Origin of the sequence: Rhodanobacter sp. MP7CTX1 (assembly GCF_014205795.1) — a bacterium.
In the GTDB taxonomy this organism is placed as follows: domain Bacteria; phylum Pseudomonadota; class Gammaproteobacteria; order Xanthomonadales; family Rhodanobacteraceae; genus Rhodanobacter.
In genome coordinates this window covers 126,215-135,712 of sequence record NZ_JACHCN010000012.1, presented here as the reverse complement: position 1 = coordinate 135,712, position 9,498 = coordinate 126,215, and the positions used below count along the sequence as shown (strand labels likewise).

Annotated in this window: 9 protein-coding genes; 1 reads left to right on the top strand and 8 read right to left on the bottom strand. The window is 55.7% G+C overall.

Annotated features, from left to right (window positions below; all coding sequences use genetic code 11):
- Positions 1 to 150 precede the first annotated feature (150 nt).
- The 3 genes from HDE77_RS14960 to HDE77_RS14950 form a co-directional block, all read right to left on the bottom strand.
- Entirely contained in the window at positions 151 to 684 is a 534-nt protein-coding gene (locus HDE77_RS14960) for an N-acetyltransferase (RefSeq protein ID WP_184418517.1), read from the bottom strand.
- A gap of 255 nt (positions 685 to 939) precedes the next feature.
- Positions 940 to 1,260, bottom strand: coding sequence for an MmcQ/YjbR family DNA-binding protein (locus HDE77_RS14955; protein ID WP_184418515.1), 321 nt, complete (start codon positions 1,258 to 1,260; stop codon positions 940 to 942).
- Between the two features lie 104 nt (positions 1,261 to 1,364).
- On the bottom strand, positions 1,365 to 1,619 hold the full coding sequence (locus HDE77_RS14950) for a helix-turn-helix transcriptional regulator (RefSeq protein ID WP_184418513.1): 255 nt from the start codon (positions 1,617 to 1,619) through the stop codon (positions 1,365 to 1,367).
- A gap of 452 nt (positions 1,620 to 2,071) precedes the next feature.
- Between HDE77_RS14950 and HDE77_RS14945 the strand changes: the two genes are divergently transcribed.
- On the top strand, positions 2,072 to 4,993 hold the full coding sequence (locus tag HDE77_RS14945; protein ID WP_184418511.1) for a TonB-dependent receptor: 2,922 nt from the start codon (positions 2,072 to 2,074) through the stop codon (positions 4,991 to 4,993).
- Positions 4,994 to 5,299: 306 nt separating this feature from the next.
- Here HDE77_RS14945 and HDE77_RS14940 read toward each other — a convergent pair whose 3' ends face one another.
- The 5 genes from HDE77_RS14940 to HDE77_RS14920 all read right to left on the bottom strand — a co-directional run bounded on the left by HDE77_RS14940 (position 5,300) and on the right by HDE77_RS14920 (position 9,438).
- A complete protein-coding gene (locus tag HDE77_RS14940) occupies positions 5,300 to 5,656 on the bottom strand; it encodes a DUF1428 domain-containing protein (protein ID WP_184418509.1) in 357 nt (118 codons plus the stop codon).
- A 106-nt stretch (positions 5,657 to 5,762) separates the two neighbouring features.
- Complete coding sequence (locus tag HDE77_RS14935) at positions 5,763 to 6,728, bottom strand: N-acyl homoserine lactonase family protein (RefSeq protein ID WP_221444300.1); 966 nt, start codon at positions 6,726 to 6,728, stop codon at positions 5,763 to 5,765.
- Positions 6,729 to 7,075: 347 nt separating this feature from the next.
- Positions 7,076 to 7,504, bottom strand: a complete 429-nt coding sequence (locus tag HDE77_RS14930) for a DUF1801 domain-containing protein (RefSeq protein ID WP_184418507.1) — start codon at positions 7,502 to 7,504, stop codon at positions 7,076 to 7,078.
- Between the two features lie 617 nt (positions 7,505 to 8,121).
- On the bottom strand, positions 8,122 to 8,508 hold the full coding sequence (locus tag HDE77_RS14925) for a hypothetical protein (protein ID WP_221444299.1): 387 nt from the start codon (positions 8,506 to 8,508) through the stop codon (positions 8,122 to 8,124).
- A 537-nt stretch (positions 8,509 to 9,045) separates the two neighbouring features.
- Positions 9,046 to 9,438 carry a DUF6632 domain-containing protein gene (locus tag HDE77_RS14920; protein WP_184418503.1) on the bottom strand — a complete coding sequence of 131 codons (393 nt, stop codon included), beginning with the start codon at positions 9,436 to 9,438 and terminating at the stop codon, positions 9,046 to 9,048.
- Positions 9,439 to 9,498 lie beyond the last annotated feature (60 nt).

The window sequence follows — 9,498 nt, the reverse complement described above, 5'->3', positions numbered from 1 at the left end:
TAAATTCCGGAGTAAATCTCTGGTTGCTCATTGCACTTCCTCCTATGCTCAAATCATAGGGCCGAAGTGTCTGCCGGAGCCGGGCAAGTCCAAAACCGCCGATCAGGTGTCCACTAAATCTCGGTAACTCCAGCGTGGCCCTGACGCCTCTCAAATGGCGGCATTTAAGTCAGCGATCTGCAAAAACATGTCGTGTGAATCAATATAGACCTCGCCAACTTTCAAGGCGCGAGGCTCTGTGCCGTAGATCTCGAATCCAAAGGAACGATAGAGATCGCAGGCTGCTTGCTGCGAAGCAGACACGGAAACCACGATTTGTTCCAGCGTCGGATCTCGTTTGACCAGATCGAAGAGCCATCTCAGCAACATACCCGCGACTCCCTTGTCGCGTTGCGAGCTGGACACATAGAGGGCTGATATGCGCCCCTTATGACGCTGCTTCTGCCCTGGGACGCGCGAGAAGATGAGCATACCGACAAGTTCTTGATCCTTGAACGCGCCCAAGTTTATGCCACCGTCGGCGGGGTGGCTAAACCGCTCCTCGATCATTTCGACATCTAACGTCATGTGTTCGGCGACGGAGCCGCTGAATGCGAACGGGTCGGTCACAAGTGATTCGAGACGCATCGCTGACCATGCAGCTGCATCGCTGCCCAGAAGCTGGCGTATTGCCACCGTTTGCATGGAAGATATTTCCAATGTGAATCGACGTGATCGTTGCGAGTCAGGTTCGACAATCGCCACATGTTAGTTTGGCCAGCAACCAGTGTATGCATGCAAGATGGCGCAAATCGTGATCGCATAGTTGAGTCGAGCGCCGGGCCTGGCTCTCGTTCTTTTGTTTGCGCAGCAATCTTCTTGCGTTGGCCTCAGTCGGCGGCTTGGCTACCTCCGCTCTCATTTCGCTGGCTTGATCCCCTGGCTGCGTGTTCCAGTTGGTTATCGGCCTGCGTCCTTGAGAGCCCGTGTCTCATAGGCTTTGCTCACGAGTAATTTGACCGCGGCGGGTTTGGCTGCGGCAAGTAGCACCCGCAGACCGACTACCTTGCCGCCCCAAATCAGCTTTTCAAGGAAGTCCGGATACAGAGCCAAGGCGGACTCTCGATCTTCTTCAGCCACGAAGATGTGAACGACATCCTCGTACGGCGGGACGGTGACGAAAATCTTTCCTCGTACGCGAAATGACGAGTGGTCGTGGTGCGGCTCTTCCGTGACCGGACCCAGCGCCATTGCGAACTTGCGGACTGCGTCAATTTTCATGGGAGGCCTTCGCGGCGCATGATCTGCCAGTTTCCTGGGGTCCATTTCTCGCCACTTCCAGACCCTCTCCGGGCGTCAGAAAATGACGCCGGCTTCTGTCCGACTCAGCCTTTGCCTATCACCTTGAAGGCGCTTGGATTGACTAGCTCAGACAATGGAACTCCGAGTGTCTCTGCGAGCAGGCCCATGTTGTCGATCGCGATGTTGCGTGTTCCGCGCTCAACTTCAGAGAGGTAGGTACGGCTCAGTCCTGCCTGAAGCGCCAGCGCTTCCTGTGAGAGATCTTTGAGGCGTCTGCTTTGACGCAAATTCCTCGCAAAAACTTCGCGCGCGCTCATGGGTTTGGATGCCTTGGTCATGCTACTGAGCTTCCATGCCCGTCACGTTGCTTACTACAACTTATAAATGCATAAACGACAGCTATAAGCGACAAATAATCAAAAAAAAGACGATCGGCCGTCTATTCGAGTCCACGCCAATTTGCATATTGGATTGTGTGTGGTTACGCCAAGAAGTGTCACCATGAGTAACGAAGCAAAAGCAGAGTCCGTACTATTCGGCGCACGCCTGACAAGCGAAGGCATCGTGACCTTCGTTCGCAGCTCTTTCTGAGCCGCAGAGAAAACTCAGAATTTTCTCATTCCCACCCGATGGCGAATCTGCGAGGTTGCATCCGGGCTTCGTAAGGTCCTGTGTCCATCGCAACATCATGCCGCCGGCAAGGGAGCCAGCGCATTCATCAGACGTGCGTGTGATTCGGAGCCACAAGGCTCGCGCCGAGCTGCCATTCAATCCGTAAGGAGACGGTACATTGAATACAAACAATCCTCATCAGATCCGCACTCGCCATTTTCTCGCGCTGGCTTGCATGGCCGCGCTGGGCATGGGGCCTGCGATAGCGCAAGACGGTACAACCGACGATGCCAAGGCCAGGGAGAAGGCCACCAAGCTGGAAACTGTCACCGTTACCGGTAGCCACATCTCGAATCCGAATGTGGTTTCGACAACTCCGATCAGCGTCTTGACGGCCGCCGACATCAGGGCCAGCGGCGCGGTGAATATCGGTGACCTGATGACAACGATGCCGCAACTGGCAACCACGTACACCATGGGCAACTCCGGCCGTTACATCGGCACAGCTGGAAACAGCCAACTTGACCTGCGCAACCTTGGCAGCAACCGCACCTTGGTCTTGGTCAACGGGCGCCGCTTTGTCGGCTCCAGCGCCGGGAGCACCGGTGTCGACGTCAATCTGATTCCTGCCGACTGGATCGAGCGGGTGGACATCGTCACGGGTGGTGCGTCTGCCGTCTACGGTGCTGACGCAGTAACCGGCGTGGTCAACTTCATCCTGAAAAAGAATTACAAGGGCGCTGACCTCCACGCGCAGATCGGTACCTCCGAGCACGGCGGCTTCAACAAAAATCTGTTCTCACTGACAGGTGGCATGAACTTCGCCGAGGACCGCGGCAACGTCGCCGTATCGGTGGAGCATAGCCAGCAAGATGCACTGGAATTCGCCGATCGCTTTGGTCACCAGGCCTACTCAAACATCCTCACGCCGAACGGCCCCACGGATGCGGCACTGACCAGCGATGGCGGCAGTTACACCAACTACAACGGCGGCACCTTTTCGCTGGGTATGTCCACGGACATTACCAAGCGCTACGTGTTCAATCCCGATGGCAGCGTGCGTCACCAGGTGTTCAACGGCATCTACGACAACACCGGCCGTTGTTCCGATTGCGATCGCCTCGATACAAACCAGTTTCTGCAGCTTCAGCCGAACTACAAGCGCACCACGCTGAGCAGCGTCGCGAGCTTTAACATCACGCCCGAACAGCGCCTGTACTTCGAGGGTACGTACAGCCACACCGACGTAACGACGGCTAGCACGCCCGCATTCGGTAGTAACGCCAGCGCCTATGTGATTACCCGCGACAACGCCTATGTCTCGCCCAGCCTCGCGGCGCTGATGGATGCCAATAGACTAAAAAGCATCAAGGTTGCCCGTCTTGATGTTGATGCGGGCCGTCGAGGCGAAGATACGTCGCGCAACACAACACGCGGTGTCTTCGGTGCTAACGGCGTAATCACGGGCGATTGGGAATACGACGCTTCGCTCAACTATGGTGTGACCGACGAGACACGACATAACCTCAACAACCGCATCAACGACCGCTTTGCCGCATCGATCGACGCCGTGCACGACCCCAAGACAGGCAATATCGTGTGTCGTTCGACACTCAATCCCAACGCGGTGAATCCGAACGTTGGTGGGGTGCTCAATCCCATCGCGTTGGGTGGTGGTTGTGTGCCTACAAGCATCTTTGGCGCCGGAGCGGTCAACCCGGCTGCGGCGCAGTGGTTCAACACCACCACGACGACAACATCGCGCCTTACCCAGTTTGTCGGTGGCGGCACGGTAACCAACAACAACCTGTTCCAGATGCCGTTCGATGCGGGCGCCGCAAGCATTGCCGCCGGCTTGGAGTTTCGCCGCGAGAGCAGCCGCCAGGTTACCGATCCACTGGACCGGGCCGGCTTGACCTTCCTCAATGCGATCCCGTCTTCGGGCGGCGCGTATGACGTGAAGGAGGGCTACATCGAGACGGCACTGCCGTTGTTGAGCGGCCGTACGCTGGCGAAGAATCTGACGTTTGACGCTGCCATACGTTTGTCCGACTACAGCACGAACGGCCACACCAAGGCGTGGCGTTGGGGCCTTGACTGGGCGCTCGACGACAACGTGCGTTTGCGCGGCACCCTGTCCAGCGCCGTACGTGCACCGAATATCGATGAGCTCTACAGCGGTCAATCGCAGAACTACTTCTTCATTACCGATCCGTGTTCGGTCAAGCAGCTCAATAACGCACCGAATCCCACGGTACGGGCCGCGAACTGCCAGGCACTGGGTATCCCGGCCGGCTGGACCTCAAGCAATTCCGCGAGTATCAAAGGGGTATCCGGCAGCAACCCAAACTTGAAGCCAGAAACAGGTCATACATGGACGGCCGGCATGGTTCTCACGCCGAAGTTCCTGCCCGACTTTGGCGTCACGCTGGATTACTGGAACATCAAGCTAACCGATGCCATCAGTGCGGTAAGTGGTGAAGACACGGCAAACCACTGCGTAGATGCAAATACGGGCATTGGCAATATCTATTGTAGCGATGCCAAACGCGACACCGTAACCCACGAGCTGATCTTCATCAAATCAGTCAACCAGAACATCTCCGCAACGAGCACCTCGGGCGTCGACATCGGCGCGTACTATTCGAACCCGTTGTTCGGCGGCAAAATGCGTTGGGACCTCAATGCAACCAAGGTCATTGCCTTCACTGAACATCCGTTCCAGGACGATCCAAGCGACACCGTCCAGGACAACGGCACACTGGGCTTCCCGAAGTGGAAGGCCTCGCTACGCGCGACTTATACGCTAAGCAACTGGTTGTTCAACTGGAACATGCGTTACTTCTCATCGATGCTCCGCGTCACCAATGAAAGCTATCAATCGAACCCGACGCAGACCACGCCCATTCGTGCGGGAGCGGGCTTCTTCAACGACGTTCGCGCAGGCTATTCATTCAAGAACGGCATGCAGGCCTATGTGGGCATCACCAACGTGTTCGACCGCAATCCGCCGGTAAACCTTTTTGGAACAGGTTTCGGCAGTGCACTGTACGACGCCATGGGTCGTAGCTACTACGCGGGCTTTAACTATAAGTTTTAAGCCATTGAACTAGCCGAGGTTGGAGCAGAAAGGCCGGCATTGCCGGCCTTTTGGGGGCACGACCGGCACCCCATACAACTCGTCAAACTACAACGTATATGGTCGTGCGCTCTATCTTGAAGCGACCTACAAGTTTGCCAAAGGCAAGTAAGCCAACCGAGCGTGCCATGAGAAAGGCCCCGCCATTGGCGGGGCTTTTTTTCGAAGGGAAGGGCAACGCAAGTTGCCACGTGATAGGCAACGGTGAGGCCAGGGTTAGGAAGTGAATATTGCGGTTGCCTTGAAAGCGCGCAGCTTCAGGCCGCCCTAGTCCGGCAGGCTAACCACCGACTTGAAGCCGCCAAAGATCATGCGCTTGCCATCGAAAGGACAGTCACCGGCGGCTTCCATGCGCGGGTCTTGCATGAATTTCGCCATGCCGGCATCGCGAGTGGCCTTGTCGGGCCATTCCACCCAGGAGAACACCACGGATTCATCCTGCTTCGCCTGCACGGCGCGGCGGAAATCGGTGAGCTTGCCGTCGGGCACGTCGTCGCCCCAGCACTCCACCACCCGGGTGGCACCGAACTCCAGGAAAATGGCGTCGAAGGTACGGGCGTGCGCGATGAACTGTTCGCGGTTGGCGTTGGGTACGGCGATCACGAAACCATCGATGTAGGACATGATTGTCTCCTTGGCGTGAAGGGTGGCTGGTATGGTCACCTTCATGTATGCGACAAATGAGCGCCTCCCTGCGGTTGAGTGTCTCGAGTGCAAGGTATTGATAGCGCTAATCGTAAAAGGCAGGGAGCAACTTGAGCGTGTCGGTTTGCTTCTTGTCGTGGTTGATGAAGATCGTTGCTTTGTACGTGGCGATCATTCGCTTGATTTCTTCCATCGATGCGATGGATTCCGCGCGATCCGTATTGAGGGTGGGCACGACGTCGTTCCGAAGGTTTTCCGCAGAATGGGCGACATCACCAGACAGGATGATGAAGCCGGATTTTTTCAGGTGCACCAACAGCGACTGGCTGCCGGGGGTGTGCCCGGGTGTGGAGATCAGGACAACGCTTCCGTCACCGAATACGTCAGTGTCACCATCGAGTAGCTGCAGCTTTTTCGGTGTACCGAGCAGCTTGCGCGCCAAGGCCATCAACTGGTTGACGTTTTCGTTTGTTCCATTGCTGGAATGGATCCAGTTGTACTCAGCCCGCTGTATCAAGACTGTCGCCTCAGGGAACAAGTCGACGTTGCCTATATGGTCTCCATGCGTGTGAGATACGGCGACATACGTGATATCGCCGGGTTTCAAACCAATCTCGGCAAGCTGGCTGGTCAACGATTTGTCCAGGTGATACACGATCAACTTGGGCAAGGTCGACCAGCCTCGTGGATCGTTGAGCGTAGCCTCGGGAACACCCGTGTCCCAGAGCAACCATGTATCCCCGTGCTTGATCAGCCAGCAAGTGGATGAGAATTGAATGCTGCGCCCAACGTTTTTTCCGGGAGTCCATACCGACTCGTCGTTCGCAAGCGAGTGGCCGCAATCCAATCGATAGAGACGCTCAGCCGCGCCGGCTCTTGAGGGGTCGGGTAATGGCGAGGCGGCGCTCGCACCGGGCACGCACGTCATTAGGATCAACCCGGCCGTCATCGCCAACATCGCCGTTATCTTCGCTTGTCTCAGCATGACTGTTTCCTCATCGAATTGAAAAACGCAGCGAATAGCCATCACGCGACTGGCGGCGCGCGCCATGCGCCATAGCATCACAACGGATCAGATCGAACGATCGTACCTTGGTATCGAATCGCGAGCTGAGCGCGACGCGGAAGGTCAGGTTTCCCTGCCTCTCCGGACAATCATGCGTTAGGTTTGATCTGGGGCGACAGCGGACCTCAGGCAAGATTGCTGGCGACCATGGGGCGCCAGAGCAGTCCGCCTTGAATGAATGGTTAGATGAACCCCGATTTTCGCCCGTCACACCTGTCAGTGCGTGCAGCATGCCCACGTGACCCCGAAGCCGTCCTGTAGGGTCATGGATATATCTGAATCTAAATGAGCTCAGATGACTCACATGTGCAGTGACTCTTCTGGCAGTCATGCTAGATGGTTGTCTGATCAATGCCATATCGTATTGCTGCTTTAAGTGTCTCTATCCTTATATCGCTCAGCGCTTTGAACTTAATGCAATACCCAGTTATTTTTGCCTTGCCTAATTCCTTTCCATATGCCTGCGCCAAGTGTTTCCGGTCTTCGATTCCAAGAATGTAGACGGAAATTCCCGTTGTGTTTGCACTGATGCCAATCTGGTAGAACTCCCTGGCATTTCCGTTGGTGTACTTGATCGTCCGAGTTCCATACCCTACGTTAGGATTGGAAACGGTTTTACCTGAATCGTCTTTGCCATCCAGGAACCACAATCTGCACTTCGGCATTACATTCAGAATGGTGCGATGCAACTCCTTCATATCACTGCGCTTTGGTTCAGGCTGAGCGGCGAAATATTCCTTGATTTGTTCGTCAATGCTCATACAGGCCCCTTGACTTGGCTCGCTGGCTCGTTTGCCATCAGACTGTGGATCAAGTTCTCATTGCGTGCCACACCGAAAATACGCCCACCAGCGGCCCAAGCTTCCCCAATGCCAAGTGAATAGTGCGGCGATGAACAAGAGCCCAAACGAAACGAGGACAACAGCAATAGCTGCCAGACCCCACGACGGGGTAAGCAGGAGCGTAGACGCTGCCACAAGAATTAGTGATATCCGGTATTCAGGCATTCGCCTGACCATGAACCATGCGCCGAGAAGAGGTAGAAGCATAAGCACGGCGAAGGTGAGATAAAAGACCAACAAGAAGTTCATTCTTCGGCCCTCGAACAACCTGATAGGCGGATGTGCGTACCCGGTTACCGATCGGCCCGCACTCGCTGAACGCAGCAACTAAGGCACTGACTTTTGCGAACCCTTCCGTCGCCCGGCCAACAATATGAAGCAAGCCGAGCATTGAATGCATACCCAGGATTGTCCGCCGTGGGTGAGCAACTTCCGCTTGCAGCCATTGACAGACTTGATCCTATGCCGCCGCCTTGCGGGGCAGCATAGGTCAAGTTATCAAATAACTCAGCGACTCCAATGCCGGAGAGTTTCCGTTACTGCTTGTCGTATACCGCCATGCTGCTGACCTTTTTGCCATTCGCGTCGGTTCCACTCACAGTGACCGTGCGGCTCTTGCCGTCGGCAGAGACGACAACGCTGCCGGTAATCGTGATTTTCCCGCCCTTCTTGTTGGTCAACTTCAGCGTGCGAGCGCCACTTTTCTTGTACGACCGTGTGTCCGCGGCCGGATCGCCGGTGACCGGATAGTCTTTGCCGTCGAACTTGCCTTTCCATTCGTTATGCGCCGGCTTGCCGGCACCATCAACCCCATCCACCGTCACTTGCACTTCGTCGCCAGCGACCGCGTAAACAACCATGGTGTTCTTCGACGTCCCGGGAGCTAATGTGGACTTGGCCTCATTCAGCTTCCAGGTGCCCATGTTGGCGTCACCCGCGTAGCACACTGATACCCCGAACAAGCAAAGCATCATCGTAAGTACAATCGCTTTTGCGTTCATATGCCCTCCCACGTGAGAACAACCTTTCGCCCCTGATGCGGAGGAGTCTACCCCCCTGATTGGCCCAAGATAAAGGGACGGAGGAATTTACAGGCGGACTTCCACGAACGCTCTCATCGCGCACTGCGTTCCTGGCAGGTCCTGGGCGCGCGATGTCGAGCGCCGCGGTGTCGTCACCGTCGATTATTGGCTTATTACTACGTTGCATGAAGAACATGTGCCATTGATGGGACCGTGCTTCGTACACGGCAGACTTCGCGTTGTAGGCCGCTGGCAAATTGTGATGCGCCTTTAGCGTTGCGTTGGGCAGCGCAAGCACTTCGGATGGCTCAGTCGAGCGGCAGCTTCAAGAATTTCGCCGTGATACACACCGTCGAAAGCCATAGCGCGTGATATTGAAGCTAATTCGACGGCGCCACCCTCGGGTATCTGCGCAGAGTGTGGGACTTCTGCGCTCGTTCACGCAACTCCAGGTGCGACTTCCTTTCGTTTTGCTGGCAGAACTGCCAACAAGACGACTCCGATCAAAAGGACGACGATCACATCAGTAAAGTTCCTGTGGACGCCGTATATCCAAGCTTCCACGGTTTGAATAGCCATTACCGCACCATGGAAGATGTTCCACCAAGCTACTAGAGCAATCATCGAGCGATGCTCAGATGGTCTCCTCGCGGCCATGAGTAGAAAGACCCCGGCCGGAATAAAGAAGCTCAGAAACATCGGCTCGACTTCGTTCTTCTTCTCCAAAAGCCAGCGGGAGTGCCAGAGATCCATGTATAGAAAATAAATTAGGGCCAGATTGAACAGCCCCACGATCACCAAGACGACCTGAGTTAGGCGTTCTCTTTTCACAATGACCTCATTTAAGCGAATCTTGTCGCGAGCGCGGCGGCTTGCGTGGAGGGTTTTTGA

Excerpts from the sequence above, each read along its gene's own strand:
- HDE77_RS14960 (WP_184418517.1), bottom strand. The coding sequence starts at position 684 with ATGCAAACGGTGGCAATACGCCAGCTTCTGGGCAGCGATGCAGCTGCA.
- HDE77_RS14955 (WP_184418515.1), bottom strand. The coding sequence starts at position 1,260 with ATGAAAATTGACGCAGTCCGCAAGTTCGCAATGGCGCTGGGTCCGGTC.
- HDE77_RS14950 (WP_184418513.1), bottom strand. The coding sequence starts at position 1,619 with ATGACCAAGGCATCCAAACCCATGAGCGCGCGCGAAGTTTTTGCGAGG.
- HDE77_RS14940 (WP_184418509.1), bottom strand. The coding sequence starts at position 5,656 with ATGTCCTACATCGATGGTTTCGTGATCGCCGTACCCAACGCCAACCGC.
- HDE77_RS14935 (WP_221444300.1), bottom strand. The coding sequence starts at position 6,728 with ATGGCGCGCGCCGCCAGTCGCGTGATGGCTATTCGCTGCGTTTTTCAA.
- HDE77_RS14930 (WP_184418507.1), bottom strand. The coding sequence starts at position 7,504 with ATGAGCATTGACGAACAAATCAAGGAATATTTCGCCGCTCAGCCTGAA.
- HDE77_RS14925 (WP_221444299.1), bottom strand. The coding sequence starts at position 8,508 with ATGGGCACCTGGAAGCTGAATGAGGCCAAGTCCACATTAGCTCCCGGG.